We start from the raw sequence: 18,517 nt of genomic DNA, 5'->3' as shown, positions 1-18,517 counted from the left end.
AGCGGCCCTTCTGCCGTGAGCGAAGGGCCGGGTCAAGCCCGCCCGGATGTCGGTGCCAGCGGCCAAGATGGAGGGATGAGCACCGTGCTCGAGCGCTTCAGCCCTGCCACGCAGGACTGGTTCCGTGGCGCCTTCGCGGCGCCGACCGATGCCCAGCTCGGCGCGTGGGAGGCGATCTCGCACGGCAAGCACGCGCTCGTCGTCGCGCCGACCGGGTCGGGCAAGACGCTGTCGGCGTTCCTGTGGGCGATCGACCGCGTGTTCCGCGAGAAGGCCGCCGCACCGCCCGACGACAGCGCGAACGGCGCCCGCCGATCGAGGGGACGACGGGCGACGGATGCCTCGGCCCCGCCGACCCGCATCCTGTACATCTCTCCGCTCAAGGCGCTGGGCGTCGACGTCGAGCGCAACCTGCGGTCACCGCTGGTCGGCATCGGCCAGTCCGGGCGGCGTCTGGGCATGGCGGTGCCCGAGGTCTCTGTCGGGGTGAGGTCCGGCGACACGACCTCGACCGACCGCCGCAAGCTGGTGTCGGCCCCGCCCGACATCCTGATCACGACGCCCGAGTCGCTCTATCTCATGCTCACGAGCGCGGCCGGAGAGACGCTCAAGGGCGTGCACACCGTCATCGTCGACGAGGTGCACGCGGTCGCGGCGACCAAGCGCGGGGCGCACCTCGCGGTGAGCCTCGAACGGCTCGACGCCCTCCTCGACGCACCGGCGCAGCGCATCGGCCTGTCGGCGACGGTGCGGCCGATCGACGAGGTCGCCCGGTTCCTCGGCGGGTCCGCGCCGGTCGAGATCGTGGCGCCCCGGGCCAGCAAGGCGTTCGACATGCAGGTCGTGGTGCCGATCGACGACATGCTCAACCCGCCGCCCCCGCCCGGCGCCGAGCCGTGGTCGAACAGCCGCGCCGACGTCGGGTCCGAGCCGGTCACGGTGGGCGAGGTCATCGACGAGGACTGGTTCGCCGACGGGCAGTCGAAGCCGGCCACCAATCCCGGTGAACCGGCCATCACGGGTTCGGTGTGGCCGCACGTCGAAGAGGCCATCGTCGACCGCATCCTCCAGCACCGCTCGACGATCGTGTTCTGCAACTCCCGCCGGCTCGCCGAGCGGCTCACCGGGCGCCTCAACGAGATCTACTCGGAGCGGCTCGGACTCGACATGCCCGAGGCATCCGTACCGGCAACCGTACGGGCCCACGGAGCAGAGGCTCCGCGGGGAGCGAATGCTCCGCGCGGAGGGGCGATCGGGGAGGCGCAGGCGGGCGCGACCGCGGGGGCCGACCCGGTGCTCGCCAAGGCGCACCACGGCTCGGTGTCGAAGGAGCAGCGGGCGCAGGTCGAAGAAGAGCTGAAGTCCGGCGTGCTCCGCTGCGTCGTCGCGACGAGCAGCCTCGAGCTCGGCATCGACATGGGTGCCGTCGACCTCGTGATCCAGGTAGAAGCTCCCCCGAGCGCCGCGTCGGGCCTGCAGCGCATCGGTCGCGCCGGCCACCAGGTCGGCGAGGTCAGCCGGGCCGCCCTGTTCCCGAAGCACCGTGGCGACGTGCTGCACACGGCCATCGTCACCGAGCGCATGCTCGCGGGGCAGATCGAGGCGATCTCGATCCCGCAGAACCCGCTCGACATCCTCGCCCAGCAGACGGTGGCGGCGTGCGCTCTCGGCCCGGTCGACGTCGAGGGCTGGTACGAGACCCTCAAGCGCAGCGCGCCCTTCCGTTCGCTCCCCCGTTCCGCCTACGAGGCGACCCTCGATCTGCTGGCGGGCCGGTTCCCGTCCGACGAGTTCGCCGAGCTGCGCCCCCGCCTCGTGTGGGACCGCGATCACGGCACCCTCACCGGGCGACCGGGCTCGCAGCGCATCGCCGTGACGAGCGGCGGCACGATCCCCGACCGCGGTCTCTTCGGCGTCTTCGTCGCGGGCGAGTCGCAGAACGCCCGTGTCGGCGAGCTCGACGAAGAGATGGTCTACGAGTCGCGCGTCAACGACGTCTTCACGCTCGGCACCACGAGCTGGCGGATCGTCGAGATCACGCACGACCGGGTCAACGTCGTGCCGGCCTTCGGGCAGCCCGGCAAGGTGCCGTTCTGGCACGGCGACGGCATCGGGCGCCCGGCCGAGCTCGGCGAGGCGCTCGGCAAGTTCTCGCGCGAAGTGTCGACCGCCGGGCCCGAGAAGGCGCAGGCGCGGCTGACCGACGCGGGTCTCGACGCCTACGCGCAGGGCAACCTGCTGGCCTACCTCGCCGAGCAGCGCGAGTCCACGGGCACCCTTCCCACCGACCGTCAGCTGACCGTGGAGCGGGGCCGCGACGAGGTCGGCGATTGGCGGGTCATCCTGCATTCCCCGTACGGCATGCAGGTGCACGCGCCGTGGGCGCTGGCCGTGAACGCCCGCATCCGCGAGAGACTCGGCGTCGAGGGCTCGGCGGTGGCGAGCGACGACGGCATCATCGCGCGCATTCCGGATGCCTCGGCCGAGCCGCCCGGCGCCGAGCTGTTCGTCTTCGATCCCGACGAGCTGGAGCAGATCGTCACCGAAGAGGTCGGCGGGTCGGCGCTGTTCGCCTCGCGGTTCCGCGAGTGCGCGGCGCGGGCGCTGCTCCTGCCCCGCCGCAACCCGGGACGCCGCAGCCCGCTGTGGCAGCAGCGGCAGCGGTCCGCGCAGCTGCTCGAGGTCGCGCGTCGCTATCCGACCTTCCCGATCATCCTCGAGACCCTCCGCGAGGTGCTGCAGGACGTCTACGACGTGCCCGCGCTGCTGCGCATCGCCCGCAGCATCGGCGACCGGCGCATCCGGCTGATCGAGACCGAGCCGTCCCAGCCCTCGCCGTTCGCGCGCGATCTGCTGTTCGGATATGTCGGTGCGTTCATGTACGAGGGCGACTCGCCGCTCGCCGAACGCCGAGCGGCCGCGCTGTCGGTCGATCCCGCGCTCCTGTCCGAGCTTCTCGGCAAGATCGAGATGCGCGAGCTGCTCGACCCCGACGTGCTGGCGCAGTTCGAGCGCGAGGCGCAGCGCCTCGACCCCGAGCGGCGCGCCCGAGGCGTCGAGGGCGTCGCCGACCTGCTGCGCATCCTCGGGCCGCTGGACGCGGCCGAGGTCGCCGAGCGCCTGCAGCCCGAGGGCGACGGGGCGAGCGGCACGAGCGCGTCCGAGGCCGAGGCCGCCGCGCTGCTCGATGCCCTGGTGACCGCCCGTCGCGCGATTCCCGTGACGATCGCCGGCGCCCCGCGGTTCGCGGCGGTCGAAGACGCCGGCCGGCTCCGCGACGCCATCGGGGTGGCCCTGCCGGTCGGCATCCCGACGGCGTTCCTCGAACCCCTCGCCGATCCGCTCGGCGACCTCGTGGCGCGATACGCGCGCACGCACGGACCCTTCACGGCGGATGCCGCGGCCCAGCGCCTCGGCGTGGGCGTCGCGGTCGCGCGGCTCACCCTGCAGCGTCTCGAGTCGCAGGGGCGCATCGCGAGCGGCTTCTTCCTGCCGGCCTCGTCGGGAACGGCGGGCGACGACACCGAATGGTGCGACGCCGAAGTGCTGCGGCGCCTGCGGATGCGGTCGCTCGCGGCGATCCGGGGCAGCGTCGAGCCGGTGTCGCAGGACGCGTTCGCCCGCTTCCTGCCGGTGTGGCAGCACGTCACGCGTCCGCTCGAGGGCGTCGACGGCGTGGCGGCCGTCGTGGAGCAGTTGGCCGGTGTGCCCATCCCGGCGAGCGCGTGGGAGTCGCTGATCCTGCCGGCACGTGTCAGCGACTACCAGCCGACGATGCTCGATGAGCTGACCGCGACCGGCGAGGTCGTCTGGTCGGGTCACGGCAGCCTGCCCGGCCGTGACGGCTGGGTGGCTCTGCATCCGGCCGACGCTCTGCCGCTGACGCTGACGACGAGCGACGACGAGGTCGCCCCCGGGTCGCTCGACGACCGGCTGCTGTCGGCGCTGTCGGCGGGCGGCGGCTATTTCGCGGCGCAGCTGCGGCAGGTGACGGATGCCGAGAACGAGCAGTCCGTCATCGAGGCGCTGTGGCGCCTGACGTGGGCGGGCCGCGTGACCAACGACACGTTCGCTCCCGTCCGCACGCTCGTCGGCGGTGGATCGCAGGCTCACCGCGTCGCCCGCATGGCGCCGCGCACGCGTCTCTACCGGGGCGCCGCGGTGCGGGCGGTGGCGGCATCCGTGCCACCGCGTCCGACGTCGGTCGGCGGGCGATGGTCGCTGCTCCCGACGCCCGAGCCCGACCCGGCGCTGCGCGCGACGGCCGCCGCGAGCCTCCTGCTCGACCGCTACGGCGTCGTCACCCGCGGCGCGGTGCAGGCCGAGGGCGTGCCGGGCGGGTTCGCGCAGACCTACCGGGTGCTGGCCGGGTTCGAGGAGGCGGGCCACTGCCGGCGCGGGTACGTGGTCGAGAAGCTGGGCGCGGCGCAGTTCGCGGCATCCGCCACCGTCGACCGGCTGCGAGAGTTCGCCGGACTCCCCGACCCGCCGCCTCTGCGGGCCGTCACCCTCGCCGCGACCGACCCGGCCAACCCGTACGGCGCCGCGCTGTCGTGGCCGCCGCTCGAGGGCGTGGGGCACCGGCCCGGCCGCAAGGCGGGGGCCCTGGTCGTGCTCGTCGACGGTGTCCTCGTGCTGTACCTCGAGCGGGGCGGCAAGTCGGCTCTGGCGTTCACCGGCGACACCGCCGCGATCGAGGCCGCGACCCGCGATCTGGCGGCGACCGCACGGGCGCGGCACCTCGACACACTGACCATCGAGCAGGTCAACGGCGCGTTCGTGCACGGAACCGGGTGGGGGCGCGCGTTGCGCGACGCCGGGTTCGCCGAGTCACCGCGCGGGCTGACGCTGCGCCGCCTCACCGCCGGCGATGCGGAGCGCGCCGCGCGGCAGAGTGCAGGGCCGGCGCGTGCCTGAGGGCGATACCGTCTTCCGCGCCGCGCGACGCCTGAACGAGGTGCTCGCGGGGGCGGTGGTGACGCGGTTCGAACTGCGCGTGCCCCAGTTGGCGACCGCCGACCTGCGCGGCGAGACGGTGCACGACGTCGTGCCGCGCGGCAAGCACATCCTCCACCGGATCGGCGACGCGACGCTCCACACGCACCTGAAGATGGAAGGCGAGTGGCACGTCTACCGGCGCGGCGAGCGCTGGCGCAACGCCGCGTTCAAGGCTCGGGCGGTGATCGGCGCCACCGCGCCCGACGGCACCGAGTGGGAGACGGTGGGCTTCGATCTGGCCGACATCAAGCTCGTGCCCACTTCCGAAGAGGGTCAGCTCGTCGACTACCTCGGCCCCGATCCGCTGTCGGCCGACTGGGATCCCGCCGAAGCGGCCCGGCGTCTGGGCGCGGACTCCCGGGCCGTGCACGTCGCGATCCAGGATCAGCGCAACATCGCCGGCTTCGGCAACGAGTACGCCAACGAGATCCTCTTCGTGCGGGGCGTGCTCCCCACGACACCCGCGAATCGGACGGATGCCGCGGCCCTCGTCGACGTCGGCGCCCGCATGATCCGCGCCAACCGCAACCGCTCGGGTCGCACGTTCACCGGGGACTCCCGCCCCGGACGATCCACGTGGGTGTATCGCCGGGAGGGGCGCCCCTGCCGCCGGTGCGGAACCCGGATCGAGGGCGGATCATTGGGGGCCGACCCGACGAAGGAACGCATCGTGTTCTGGTGCCCGGTGTGCCAGACCCGGCCCGCCAACGCCTGAATCCGCGAGTCGGCGACCCGCTCGCGGACGATCTGTCGGCCCCTGACCGCCCACGTCGGCCCGGCGAATCGTGAGCGGGCCGAAACCGCGCGGTTTCCTGACCGTTACACAACTCCGGACGATCTGTCGCGGCGGGTGCCTCAGCGGCTCGGATCGTCCGGTTCGATCGGCGGCCCGTTGCGGGGGACGAAGCGCCCGATATTGAATACCCCACACATCCATCCCGGCCGTGCAACGTCGCGCGGCCCCCTTGCAGGAGGACCCCACCAGGTGACCACGGCGACTGACGCGGAGACGGCTCCGGAGACCACTGTCTCGACAGAAGGCCGCGGCGCGGTCCGGCTGCAGGGAGTCACGAAGCGCTACGGCGACCAGGTCGCCGTCGACGACCTCTCCCTGACGATCCAGCCCGGCGAGTTCATCTCGCTCCTCGGCCCGTCGGGCTGCGGCAAGACGACGACGCTGCGGATGATCGCGGGATTCGAGCAGCCCGACGAGGGCGACATCAGCGTGTCCGGCACATCGGTGCGCGGCATCCCTCCGTATCGTCGCGACGTCAACACCGTGTTCCAGGCGTACGCCCTCTTCCCGCACCTGTCGGTGGCCGAGAACGTGGCCTACGGTCTGCAGCAGCGCCGCACGCCGAAGGCCGAGATCCGCGAGAAGGTGACGCAGGCACTCGACCTGGTGCAGATGCGGCGCTTCGGCGACCGCAAACCGACGCAGCTCTCGGGCGGCCAGCAGCAGCGCATCGCCCTGGCGCGCGCGCTCGTCAACCGCCCTGCGGTGCTGCTGCTCGACGAGCCGCTGGGCGCGCTCGACCGTCAGCTGCGCGAGGAGATGCAGCTCGAGCTGAAGCTCCTGCAGTCGCGCCTGGGCATCACGTTCGTCTTCGTCACCCACGATCAGGGCGAGGCGCTGTCGATGAGCGACCGCATCGCGATCATGCGCGCCGGCCGCATCGAGCAGCTGGCCGACGCCGACACCGTGTACGCGCGGCCCGCGTCGGCCTACGTCGCGGCGTTCGTCGGTCAGCAGAACTTCTTCCGCGGGGCCGTCGCCGAGTCCGGCGCCGCCGTGTCGTCGCCTCACGCTCTGGTCCGCGGCACCGCGGTGACGCTCGCGAGCACCGGGCAGGGGGAAGCGGCGGTGCGGCCCGAGTACATCCGGGTCGAAGCCGACAACGGCGGCGTCCTCCCCGACGCCAACGCGGTGCGCGGTCGCCTGATCGGGGTGTCGCACCTCGGCGACACCATGCAGTACCTGGTGCAGCTCGGCGACGACCAGAGCCTCATCGTCCGGCGCCCGACGCCCGACGCACCCTCGCTCACCATCGGCGACGCGGTCGTCTGCACGTGGGCAGCGCACCACGTGCTGCTGTTCCCCGCCGACGAGGCCGCCCGCGAAGGCGGATACGTCGCGCCGCCGACCACCTGACCCTCCCCGCAACCGCAGCCGCAGCATCCGCCTTCACCGGCCCTGCTCACCCGAATCAGGAGATCCCGATGACCGAACCCCGCAACCCGCTCCGCATCCTCGCTCCGGAAGCCTCGACCCCGGCGATCGTGCGCGAGCTGTCGCGTCGCCGGTTCCTGAGCATCGCCGCCATCGCCGGCGGCGCCGCCGCGCTCGCGGCCTGCGCGCCCTCGGGTGGCAATTCACCGCAGCCGCAGGCGAGCGGCGGCGACCTCGAGGACGCCGTCTCGGTCTACACGTGGGGCGACTACGACTCGCCCGACGTCGTCAGCTCGTTCACGTCGGAGCTCGGCCCGAAGGTCACGCTCGACTCGTACAGCTCGAACGAGGAGCTCATCGCGAAGCTCATCGCCGCCAAGGGCACCTCGGGCTACGACATCGTGGTGCCGACCGGTGTCTTCATCCCGCAGATGATCGAGAACGGCCTGCTGACGGCGTTCAACAAGGACCTGCTGCCGAACCTGTCGAACATGGATCCCGCCTACCTCGGTCGCGCGTGGGACCCGAACAACGAGTACTCGGTCTGCAAGGCGTGGGGCACCACCGGCTATGTGTACGACAAGAACGTCATCACGCGCGAGCTCACCACGTGGGCGGACTTCTTCGACGCCGCACAGAACGAGGCGAGCGGCAAGACGTCGATGTCGGACGACCCGGCCGGCATCATCGGCTCGTACTTCTGGGCGAACGACCTCGACTGGAACACCGAAGACCCCGACGAGCTGGAGGCGGCGCGCCAGTTCCTCGTCAACGAGATCGCGCCGCACATCGCCGCGTTCGACTCCTACCCCGGCACCAACGCCATCCCGCAGGGCACGCAGGCGCTGATGCAGGCGTGGAACGGCGACGCCCGCCTCGGCCTGCTCGAGAGCGGCGACCCCGACCGCTGGCAGTGGGTGCTCCCCGGCCCGGTGACGGAGCTGTGGATGGACAACTGGGCGATCGCCGCCGGCGCACCTCACCCCGAGGCCGCGCACGCGTTCATCAACTACTCGATGTCGCCCGAGAGCCTCGCGCTGAACCTCGACTACATCGGCTACAACGTCGGCGGCAAGGACATGGAGGCCGGCGCCCAGGAAGCGGGACTCGAGCTCACCGAGCTCATCTTCTTCACGCCCGAGCAGCTCGACTCCATGCGCGAGCAGGAGCTCAACGACTCGCAGCAGACGCGCGTGGAGATCTACAACGAGATGAAGGCCGCCGCGGGTGCGTAAGCCTGCCGCAGGAGCCGCGCTCGCCGTTCCGGCGTGGGCGTGGCTCCTGCTGTTCTTCGTCGCCCCCGTGGCGATGGTGGTGTGGTTCAGCTTCGGGTACAAGCCGGGCATCTTCGGCACGCACGCGAACGACATCCTGTCGTTCGACCGGTACGTCGAGGCCGTCTCGCCGACGTTCTTCGCGACGTTCCAGAACACCCTGTGGGTGGGGATCATCGGCACGGTCCTGTGCTTCCTCATCGGGGCTCCCGTCGCGTACTGGATGGCCTTCAAGGTGAACCCGTCCCGCCGGGGGCTGCTCATCGCCCTCGTGCTGGTGCCGTTCTGGACGAACTTCCTCGTGCGCACCATCGGCTGGCAGGTGATCCTGGCGCCCGAGGGGTGGCTGTCGTCACTGCTGCAGGGCATCGGCGTTCTCGACGGTCCGCTGGCGCTCATGTACACCCGCACCGCGGTCGTCATCGGCGTCGTCTACAACTATCTGCCGCTGATGATCCTGCCGCTGTTCGTCGCGTTCGACCGCGTCGGTCCCGCACTCCGCGAGGCCTCGAAGGACCTGGGCGCGGGCAAGTGGGCGACGTTCTTCCGCGTCACCCTGCCGCTGTCGCAGCCCGGCATCATCGCCGGCGTGCTGCTGGTGTTCATCCCGCTGATGGGCGACTACATCACCGCGACGGTGCTCGGCGGCGCGCAGGGCAACATGGTCGGCCAGCTCGTCGCCAGCCAGTTCCAGACCGCCCAGAACTGGGCGCTCGGCTCGGCGATGGCCGTGCTGCTCATGCTCGTCATCATGCTGACGATCGGCATCGCGGCCGTCCTCATCTGGCTGGTGACGCTTCCGTTCCGCACGCGGAACCGGCTGGTCCTGGGCACGCCGGAAGGGCAGACGGCGACGGATGCCTCGGCCAAGACCCCCGTGGAGGTGCTGTCATGACGCAGACCGCGACCGAGACGATGCTGCGGGCGCAGGAGCCGGCGGCCTCGAGCGCGAAGCGCGCGGGCGTCAGGCGCAGCCGAGCGAAGCGCTCCTGGTCGGACGTGGCGTTCACCGTGTGGGGCGTCGCCGTGATGCTCTTCCTGTTCCTGCCGATCATCGTCATCGTCATCTACTCGTTCAACACCGGTCGCCTGCTGGTGTCGTGGGACGGCTTCGGCTTCGACGCGTTCGCGACGATCCTCGAGAAGCCCGCCATCCAGAGCGCGGTGCGGGTGTCGCTCATCACGGCGCTCATCGCCGCGATCATCGCGACCGCCCTCGGGACCCTCGCGGGCATCGCGATGGCCCGGTACCCGGGCAAGTGGGTGTGGTGGTTCCTCGGCCTGCTGCTGCTGGTGTCGGTCACCCCCGAGATCGTCGACGCCGTCGCCCTGCTGCCGTGGATGGTGTTCCTCGGTCAGGACCTGGGCCTGAGCATCTTCAACGACGGCATCGTGCGTCTGTCGATCGGCTCGTCGCTGTTCGCCACCGCGGTCGTGTCGTACATCGTGCGCGCCCGTCTCGTCGGCCAGGACGCCAACCTCGAAGAGGCATCGAGCGACCTGTACGCCAAGCCGATCACGACGTTCCGGCGGGTCACGCTGGCACTCGCGATGCCCGCCGTGCTCGCCGGCTTCCTGCTGGCTTTCACGCTGAGCCTCGACAACACCATCGTGGCGGCGTTCGTCCAGGTGTCGGGCACCACGCCCTGGCCGGTCTACGTCCTGAGTGCCGTGCGCTCGGGCCTGCGCCCCGAGATCGCGGCCGTGTCGACGATCATGCTGCTGCTCACGCTCGTCGCCCTCGCGCTCGTGGCGCTCGTGCTGAAGCGCGCCGGTGACTCGGCGACGCAGATCGCGCGCACGATGACCGGCGGCTGAGCCCGGGCTTCCATCGCCGCGGCGCCGGGCTGCGGCATCCGTCTCCGTTCCGATCGAATCGCCACCCGCGGAGGGTTCCATGCAGCACGCCGATCTCGTCTTCACCGGGGGCGCCGTCTTCACCGCCGACACCGTGCGGTCCCGGGCGCGCACGGTCGCGGTCAAGGATGGGCGCATCGTCGCGGTCGGCGGCGACGCCCTCGACGACCTCGTCGGCCCGAAGACCGAGATCGTCGACCTCGGGGGCCGGATGCTGCTGCCCGGGTTCCAGGACGCGCACGTGCACCCCGTGTGGGGCGGTCTCGACATGCTCCGCTGCGACCTCGCCGAATACGCCACGGCCGACGAATACCTGGGGGCGATCGCCGCGTACGTGTCCGCGCACCCCGACGACGAGTGGATCCTCGGCGGCGGGTGGCAGATGTCGGCGTTCCCGGGCGGCACGCCGACGGCGGCGCTGCTCGACACGGTGATCCCCGATCGTCCGGCGTTCTTCCCCAATCGCGACGGGCACGGCGCCTGGGTGAACTCGGCCGCCCTGCGCCTGGCCGGGATCGACCGCGACACCCCCGAGCCCGCCGACGGGCGCATCGAGCGCGACGCCGACGGCACCCCATCGGGCACGCTGCACGAGGGCGCCATGACCCTGGTCAACCGGCTCCTGCCGGAGGAGCCGCTCGAGCGGCTGACCGAGGCGCTGCTCGTCGGGCAGCGGTACCTGCACTCGTTCGGCATCACCGCGTGGCAGGACGCGATCGTCGGCCCGTACGGCGACGCCGGCGACCCCGGCCCCGCCTACCTCCGCGCCGCGGCCGACGGCACGCTCACGGCCCGCGTCGTCGGAGCCATCTGGTGGGACCGCACCAAGGGGCTCGAGCAGATCCCGTCGCTGCTGGAGCGCCGCGAGCGCTACCGCGGCGGACGCTTCGCCGCCACGTCGGTGAAGATCATGCAGGACGGCGTGGCCGAGAACTTCACCGCCGCCATGCTCGAGCCGTACGGCGACGGGCACGGGCACTTCACCGACAACTCCGGCATCTCGTTCGTGCCGCCCGAGATCCTCGACGAGGCGGTGCCGCTGCTGGACGCCGCGGGGTTCCAGGTGCACTTCCACGCGATCGGCGACCGCGCCGTGCGCGAATGCCTCGACGCCGTCGAGCGCGCCATCGCCCGCAACGGCCGGGGCGACAACCGCCACCACATCGCGCACATCCAGGTGGTGCACCCCGAAGACGTCCCGCGGTTCCGCGAGCTCGGCGTGGCCGCCAACATGCAGTCGCTGTGGGCCGCGCTGGAGCCGCAGATGGTCGACCTCACGCTGCCGTTCCTCGGCGAGCCGCGCAGCGCGTGGCAGTATCCGTTCGGCGATCTGCTGCGCTCGGGCGCCGTGCTCGCGGCGGGCAGCGACTGGTCGGTGACCACCCCCGATCCGCTCGCCGCCATCCACGTGGCGGTGAACCGCAAGGCGGCACCGGGACACGAGGAGGGCGAGTACGAGGCGTTCCTGCCCGAGCAGGCGATCGACCTCGCGACGTCGCTCACGGCTTACACGGCCGGCTCGGCGTGGGTGAACCACCTCGAGCAGACGACCGGCACCATCGAGGTCGGCAAGTTCGCCGACCTGGCCGTGCTCGACCGCGACCCGTTCGACGGCCCGGCCGACGAGATCGGCGCGACGCGGGTGCTGCAGACCTTCGTCGAAGGCCAGCGCGTCTACGCCGCCCCCGACGCCTGACCCGGCGAGTCGGTGTCCCACTTCTCGCGCAGCATGTCCCACTTTCGCGAGCCTGGAAGCAGCCGAACCGCCCGAAATCGGGACACGGGGCCGGTCGAGTGGCGCGGGAAACCGCCCATCGGCTGGTCAGGCGGCGCTCCAAGACGGCACATGGGTCTGTGGCGTGGAGTTCGATGGTGGGCAAGCAACACAGGACGTCCGCCGAGGCGGCCGAAATGCGACAAGCCGGACCGACCGCCGGAGGCGCAGCCGCGTCAGGATGGCTAGAGGCAACGACAGGAAGTGATACCCGTGGGCACGACCGTCTTCGAACGACAGCGGCCGGCAGCATCCGTCATCTCCCACGCGCTCTCGAGCACGGTGGCGTCCGTCTTCTGGCGCGACGACCTGCCGCCCGAGCTGCGGCCCGACCGTCCCACGGTCTCGGGAGCGCACCGCGCCGACCTCGTGATCGTCGGCGGCGGGTACACCGGACTGTGGACGGCGCTGCTCGCCACCGAGCGCGACCCCGACGCGCGCATCGTGGTGGTCGAGGCTCAGCGGGTGGGGTGGGCGGCGTCGGGCCGCAACGGCGGGTTCTGCGAAGCGAGCCTCACCCACGGCCACGAGAACGGCCAAGCGCGCTGGCCGAACGAGATGCCGACGCTCAAGCGGCTCGGACTCGAGAACCTCGACGCGATCGAGGCGGCCGAGAGCCGCTACGGCATGGACTTCCACTTCGAGCGCACCGGGATGCTGGCGCCCGCCGTCGAACCCCACGAGGTCGAGTGGCTGCAGGAGTGGGCGGCCGAAGGCGAAGACGGCGTCGTCTATCTCGATCAGGCCGAGGCGCAGGCATCCGTCCACTCCCCCACGTACCTCGCGGCCGTGTGGGAGAAGCGCACGTGCGGCATGGTGCACCCCGCCCGGCTCGCCGCCGAGCTCGCGCGGGTGTGCGAGGAGCGCGGTGTGCAGATCTTCGAGCGGTCCCGGGTGACGGGCCTCGAGACGCCCGGGACGTCGGGAGTCACCGTCGTGACCGACCGCGGCCGGGTCGACGCGTCGCGGGCGGTGCTGGCCACGAACGTGTTCCCGTCGCTCATCAAGCGCAACCGGCTGATGACGGTGCCCGTCTACGACTACGTGCTCATGACCGAGCCGCTGTCGGACGAGCAGCTCGCCTCGATCGGGTGGCGCGACCGCCAGGGCATCGGCGACCTGGCGAACCAGTTCCACTATTACCGGATCTCGAAAGACAACCGCATCCTGTTCGGCGGCTACGACGCGATCTACCACTACGGCCGCAAGGTGCGCCCCGAGTACGAGAACCGGCCCGAGTCGTTCGAGAAGCTGGCGAGCCACTTCTTCACGACCTTCCCGCAGCTCGAGGGGCTGCACTTCACGCACAAGTGGGCGGGGGCGATCGACACGTCGACCCAGTTCACCGCCTTCTTCGGCACGGCGCGCGACCGAAGCGTGGCGTATGCGGCGGGCTTCACGGGGCTGGGCGTCGGCTCGACGCGGTTCGCCGGCGAGGTCATGCTCGACCTGCTCGACGGCGCCGCCACCGAGCGCACCGAGCTCGAGATGGTGCGCAAGCGTCCGCTCCCGTTCCCGCCAGAGCCGGCCGCCGCCATCGGCATCAACGCCACGCGGTGGTCGCTGAACCGCGCCGACCACAACCAGGGCAGGCGCAACCTGCTGCTGAAGACACTCGACGCCCTCGGCTTGGGGTTCGACTCGTGAGCCGGCTGACGCCGGGGACGGTGACGGATGCCTCGGCGCTCTCCCTGGCGCTCGACCCGCTGCCGTCCGACCAGGTCGTCGACGGGTCACCGGCGGCGGGTTTCGTCGAGCTCGGCACGATCGGCGACGTCGAGGTCGGTGTCTGGGAGCACACCGCCGGGGTGTCGACCGACGTGGAGTCGGACGAGGTGTTCGTGGTGCTGTCCGGTTCGGCCACGGTGACCTTCGACGATCCGGCGCTTCCGCCGGTGGAGCTGCGGGCCGGCTCGGTCGGCCGCCTCGCGACCGGGATGCGCACGACGTGGACCGTGCACGAGCGGCTCCGCAAGGTGTACTTCGCGGGCTGAGCCGAGCGCCATCCGGCCGGCTCCCCGGCGTTCGGGGCGTCGAACGTCGCCGACACGCCGGCCGCCCCCGCGCGCCGGGTGGGAACCGCGCCCCGAACCCGCAACGCACCGCCCGCGGGGCGTTCGGTCAGCGGCCCGCGCTGCGGCGCACGAGCAGGGCGAGGTGCAGCGCGGTCTGCGTCTCGCCGTCGTCGAGGTCCACGCCGAGCAGCTCCTCGATCAAGGCGATGCGCTGGTAGAACACCGAGCGAGACAGATGCGAGGCGGATGCCGCGGCCGTGCGATTGCCCGGATGGGCGAGCATCGCCTCGAGCACGTCGAGGAGGTCGCCCGTCCGGGTGAGGTCGTGCACGATCAGCGGCGCCAGCATCCGTTCGCCGTGCTCCAGCACGCGGTGGTCGTCGCGGAGCGCCGTCACCAGTTGCACGAGGGGACGGTTCTCGGCCCGGCGCAGGTGGGGGCCCTTCCCGCTTCGGCGGCGGCGGCCGCGCGCCAGGTCGACGGCGTCGTGGAGGGAGGCGAGCGCCTCGTCGAGTCCTTCGGCGGCGCGCCCGACCGATACGGTGACCCGGTCGGCGTCGGCACCGGGCTCGAGCAGTGCCGACGCGAACGCCACGGCGGCCTGATCGTCGAACACCGTCTCGGCGGGAACCGAGAGCAGCATGGCGCTGGCCGGGGCGGCGACCCCGTCGGGCGCCGAGCCGGCGAGCACCCGTCCGCGCAGCGCGCGTGCGGCGGTGTCGGCGCGCTCGGCGAGGACGGTCGCTCCTGACACGACGATGCCGAAGACCCGCGCGTTCCGCAGCGGCAGCCCGGCCGCCTCGAGGCGGGCAGCGGCGCCGCCGGCACCGGCGAACCGCCCCGAGAGCAGGCCGTCGACCAGTCGGCGGCGACCGACCCGGCCCCATTCGTCGGATTCGCCGTCGGCCAGCCGGCCGACCGCGAGCGCGATCGCGCCCTGCTCCAGCACGGCGGTGCGACCGGCGGGGTGATCGGGCCCGGGGAGGGCGATGAGCGCACCCCACCGCACGCCCCGCGCCTCGACGGGGACGATGAGCCAGTCCTCGGGCCCCGGCGGGGCGCCGCGGTCGAGACGCTGCTCGGCGCGGCGGTGCGCCGAGCGCGAGCGCAGCTCCCACTCGGTGAAGAGCTCCTCCTCGAGCGCGAGCGGGACCTCGGCGGCGACGACCTCGTGCCCGCGGTTCTCGAGGATGACCGGGGCGCCCAGGGTCTGCGCGAGCTGGTGCACGATGAAGTCGGCGGGAGAACCGCGCAGCACGAGGGCGGTGAACCGTTCCCGCACCTCGTCGCGGGCGCGCAGCGCGTCGGTCTGCCCGGCGATGATGCGACCGTGCACGGCCTCGGTGATCGTGACGAACTTCAGCTCGCGATGCAGGATGATCAGCGCCAGCCCCCGCTCGCGGGCAGCCTCGACCACGACCGTCGGCACGTACCGGTAGTGGGTTCCGAGCTCGAGGATCAGTCCCGAGAGCCCGGCGTCGTCGAGCTCGCCGATGAAGCGGCGCAGGTCGGCGGGGTCGGCGGGCCACGACGATCCGGTCGAGAGGAGCAGTTCGCCGCCGTCGAGCAGGCGCGCGACGCCGCTGCTGTCCGAGACGTGCAGCCAGCGCACGCGCCGCTCCAGCGCCTCGTCGCCGACCAGCACCTCCGGCACACCTTGGACGACGGCGTCGAGCGCGATGACCTCGCGCACGGTGGGGAGCGTTTCGAGGGCGGATCCACCGACCAGACGATCCGTATGGATCCCTCGATCTTCGCGACGGTCGGGCACCGTAGCACCAACTTCTGCTCTGACAAACTGGGCGCACTCAGCCTAGACCATGCCCGGTCGATCTGTCCGACCCTCCCCCAGGAGTCCGCCGTGAGCGTCATCCCGCAGTCTCTCGACCGCCGCGAGGCGGACCGCTCCGCCCCGCACCTGCGCGCCCTCCCCGACCCCGAAGCCGACGCGCGGGTGCGCGCCGACGACCGCGGTCACGTCTTCCACTCCTGGAGCGCGCAGGCTCTGATCGACCCGCTTCCCGTGGCCGGCGGCGCGGGCGCCACGTTCTGGGACTACGCCGGGCATTCCTACCTCGACTTCAGCTCGCAGCTGGTGAACCTGAACCTCGGGCACCAGCATCCGGATCTCGTCGACGCGATCACCCGGCAGGCGAGCCGCCTGGCGACCATCCAGCCGTCGATGGCGAACGATGTGCGCGGCGAGCTGGCGCGCCGGATCGCCGGAGTCGCACCGGACGGCATGCGGAAGGTGTTCTTCACCAACGGGGGCGCCGACGCGAACGAGAACGCGGTGCGCATGGCGCGCCTCGTCACCGGCCGGCGCAAGGTGCTGTCGATGTACCGCAGCTACCACGGCAACACCTCGACGGCGATCGCGCTCACCGGCGATCCACGCCGGTGGCCCAACGAGCCCGCCGACGGCTCGACCGCGAAGTTCTTCGGCCCGTACCCGTACCGCTCGCCGTTCCACTCGGGCTCGCTCGAAGAAGAGACGCAGCGGGCGCTCGAGCACCTCGAGCAGACCATCGTGCTCGAGGGCGCCGCCACCATCGCGGCGATCGTCATCGAGACGATCGTCGGCACGAACGGGGTTCTGGTGCCGCCGCCGGGCTACCTCGCGGGCGTGCGCGAGCTGTGCGACCGGTACGGCATCGTCTACATCGCGGACGAGGTCATGGTCGGCTTCGGACGCGTCGGCGAATGGTTCGCGTTCCAGGCCTTCGACGTCGTCCCCGACCTCATCACCTTCGCCAAGGGCGTGAACTCCGGCTACGTCCCGCTCGGCGGCGTCGTCATCTCGGACCGCATCGCCGCGCACTTCGACACCCTCCCCTTCCCGGGAGGGCTCACGTACTCGGGGCATCCGCTGGCCTGTGCCGTCGGCGTGGCGACGTTCGAGGTCTTCGAGCGCGACGGCATCCTCGACCGGGTGCGCGACCTCGGAGCGCGGGTCGTCGAGCCGCGGCTGCGCGACATCGCGTCGCGGCATCCGTCCGTCGGCGACGTGCGGGGCCTCGGGCTCTTCTGGGCGATCGAGCTGGTGAGCGATCAGGAGACCCGCGAACCGCTCGTCCCGTTCAACGCGAGCGGGACGGATGCCGCGCCCGTCGCAGCGGTAGCGGCGGCCTGCAAGCGGGACGGCGTGTGGCCCTTCACGCACTTCAACCGCCTGCATGTGGCGCCTCCGCTGATCATCGGCGAGGGCGACCTGGTTCGCGGTCTGGACGTCATCGACCGGGCCCTCTCGCACGCCGACGAATTCACCCGCTGATCAGCGAACGAGAGTGCGCGCGCCCGGCGCAATCCGGTCCATAACCCCGCTCCGAAGATTTGGCAAGCCCGGTGCATCCAAACCATCCGATGCGCGGGAATGAATCAGTATCAGGTGAGGTTATTCCTGTACTCGGCACCATGAGGTGCCGCAGGAGGGGACAGTGGGCAAGAACTACGTCGACATCGAGAACGACCGTGGCGAGACGCTGCGCTACCGCAAGCACGCGAACGGTCGAGGCCTGATCGCGCACGGCGCCAAGGTGCACCCCAGCGCGATCGTCGAGGCGGGAGCATACGTCGAACCGGGCGTTCAGATCGCAGCCGGCGCTCACGTCGGCCGCGGTGCATGGGTCGAGACGGACGCCGTCATCGGACCCGACGCCGACATCGCACCGCACGCGCACATCGGCCCTCGCGCCGCCATCGGAGCGGGCGCCAAGATCGGGGTGCGCACGCACGTCGGAAGCGAGGCGCGCATCGCGGTCGGTTCGCTGATCGGCGACGACGAGACCATCGGCGACGGCGAACGCGTCGCCACCGACCAGCGCGGACTGCGCCTGGCCGCGTAGCCGCGCTCGGCCCAGGGGCGCCCGATAGGGTGACGCCATGAGACGACGGGTGTGGACCGCGATCGGCATCGTGGTCGCATCGTTCCTCGTGCTCGCGGTCGGCGTCGCGATGGCGGTGTGGGTGCTGGTGACCGCCGGCGGCCTCGCGTGAACGGCCGCGGGGTCAGGCGAAGAGGAACAGCACGAAGCCGATCAGCGGAAGCGTCCCCTGGGTCGCCGCCGCCCGCACGTACTTCCGCCCGGTCGTGAGCAGGACGAGCGCCGCGGCCACCATCGACCCGAGCGAGAACAGCACGAGCGCGAGCCCCGCGGCCCGCAGCGCCGAGTCGGAGGCGCCCGAGTGGAACAGCACCAGCCCGATGACGGTGCCTACCGCCAGGAAGAGGTTGTAGAAGCCCTGGTTGTAGGCCATCGGCTTGGTGATCTCGGCCGCCGTCTGATCGGGAAGGCCGAAGCGCTTCCAGATCTTCGGCTGCGTCCACTGCACGCTCTCCATGACGAAGATGTACACGTGCAGCAGCGCGGCGAGTGCGGCGAACACCGTGGCGACGATCGCGATCATGAGCGAACGATAGCGCCCCGGC

At 71.6% G+C, this 18,517-nt stretch carries 13 protein-coding genes; 11 read left to right on the top strand and 2 right to left on the bottom strand.

Translation table 11 applies throughout. From position 1 onward, the window contains the following. Nucleotides 1-75: 75 nt before the first annotated feature. From ACFUTX_RS01285 to ACFUTX_RS01245, 9 genes are all read left to right on the top strand, one after another. Nucleotides 76-4,917, top strand: a complete 4,842-nt coding sequence (locus ACFUTX_RS01285) for a DEAD/DEAH box helicase (protein ID WP_378860395.1) — start codon at nucleotides 76-78, stop codon at nucleotides 4,915-4,917. Next, nucleotides 4,910-5,713, top strand: coding sequence for a DNA-formamidopyrimidine glycosylase family protein (locus ACFUTX_RS01280; protein ID WP_378860394.1), 804 nt, complete (start codon nucleotides 4,910-4,912; stop codon nucleotides 5,711-5,713). The genes ACFUTX_RS01285 and ACFUTX_RS01280 overlap by 8 nt, the downstream gene beginning before the upstream one ends. 270 nt (nucleotides 5,714-5,983) lie before the next feature. Continuing rightward, a complete protein-coding gene (locus ACFUTX_RS01275) occupies nucleotides 5,984-7,150 on the top strand; it encodes an ABC transporter ATP-binding protein (RefSeq protein WP_378860393.1) in 1,167 nt (388 codons plus the stop codon). Nucleotides 7,151-7,218: 68 nt separating this feature from the next. Continuing rightward, nucleotides 7,219-8,403 carry a spermidine/putrescine ABC transporter substrate-binding protein gene (locus tag ACFUTX_RS01270; RefSeq protein ID WP_378860392.1) on the top strand — a complete coding sequence of 395 codons (1,185 nt, stop codon included), beginning with the start codon at nucleotides 7,219-7,221 and terminating at the stop codon, nucleotides 8,401-8,403. Next, nucleotides 8,396-9,337, top strand: coding sequence for an ABC transporter permease (locus ACFUTX_RS01265; RefSeq protein ID WP_378860391.1), 942 nt, complete (start codon nucleotides 8,396-8,398; stop codon nucleotides 9,335-9,337). The genes ACFUTX_RS01270 and ACFUTX_RS01265 overlap by 8 nt, the downstream gene beginning before the upstream one ends. After that, nucleotides 9,334-10,260 carry an ABC transporter permease gene (locus tag ACFUTX_RS01260; RefSeq protein ID WP_378860390.1) on the top strand — a complete coding sequence of 309 codons (927 nt, stop codon included), beginning with the start codon at nucleotides 9,334-9,336 and terminating at the stop codon, nucleotides 10,258-10,260. Before ACFUTX_RS01265 ends, ACFUTX_RS01260 begins: the two co-directional genes overlap by 4 nt. Before the next feature lie 79 nt (nucleotides 10,261-10,339). Beyond that, the gene (locus tag ACFUTX_RS01255) at nucleotides 10,340-11,995 is read left to right on the top strand and encodes an amidohydrolase (RefSeq protein WP_378860389.1); all 1,656 of its coding nucleotides are present in this window, start codon (nucleotides 10,340-10,342) and stop codon (nucleotides 11,993-11,995) included. A gap of 291 nt (nucleotides 11,996-12,286) precedes the next feature. Further along, a complete protein-coding gene (locus ACFUTX_RS01250) occupies nucleotides 12,287-13,720 on the top strand; it encodes an NAD(P)/FAD-dependent oxidoreductase (RefSeq protein WP_378860388.1) in 1,434 nt (477 codons plus the stop codon). Continuing rightward, entirely contained in the window at nucleotides 13,717-14,067 is a 351-nt protein-coding gene (locus tag ACFUTX_RS01245) for a cupin domain-containing protein (protein WP_378860387.1), read from the top strand. The genes ACFUTX_RS01250 and ACFUTX_RS01245 overlap by 4 nt, the downstream gene beginning before the upstream one ends. Before the next feature lie 127 nt (nucleotides 14,068-14,194). Here the strand turns inward: ACFUTX_RS01245 and ACFUTX_RS01240 are convergent, their stop codons facing one another. After that, a complete protein-coding gene (locus ACFUTX_RS01240; protein WP_378860386.1) occupies nucleotides 14,195-15,781 on the bottom strand; it encodes a PucR family transcriptional regulator in 1,587 nt (528 codons plus the stop codon). Nucleotides 15,782-16,006: 225 nt separating this feature from the next. Between ACFUTX_RS01240 and ACFUTX_RS01235 the strand changes: the two genes are divergently transcribed. Both ACFUTX_RS01235 and ACFUTX_RS01230 read left to right on the top strand, forming a co-directional pair. After that, nucleotides 16,007-17,362, top strand: a complete 1,356-nt coding sequence (locus ACFUTX_RS01235; protein ID WP_378861034.1) for an aspartate aminotransferase family protein — start codon at nucleotides 16,007-16,009, stop codon at nucleotides 17,360-17,362. A 163-nt stretch (nucleotides 17,363-17,525) separates the two neighbouring features. After that, the gene (locus ACFUTX_RS01230) at nucleotides 17,526-17,933 is read left to right on the top strand and encodes a transferase (protein WP_378860385.1); all 408 of its coding nucleotides are present in this window, start codon (nucleotides 17,526-17,528) and stop codon (nucleotides 17,931-17,933) included. Nucleotides 17,934-18,096: 163 nt separating this feature from the next. Here the strand turns inward: ACFUTX_RS01230 and ACFUTX_RS01225 are convergent, their stop codons facing one another. Further along, complete coding sequence (locus tag ACFUTX_RS01225) at nucleotides 18,097-18,495, bottom strand: DUF1304 domain-containing protein (RefSeq protein WP_378860384.1); 399 nt, start codon at nucleotides 18,493-18,495, stop codon at nucleotides 18,097-18,099. Between the last annotated feature and the right edge of the window lie 22 nt (nucleotides 18,496-18,517).

The organism is Microbacterium sp. NPDC057407, from assembly GCF_042803895.1.
GTDB lineage: Bacteria > Actinomycetota > Actinomycetes > Actinomycetales > Microbacteriaceae > Microbacterium.
This window is presented reverse-complemented; position numbering and strand designations above follow the sequence as displayed.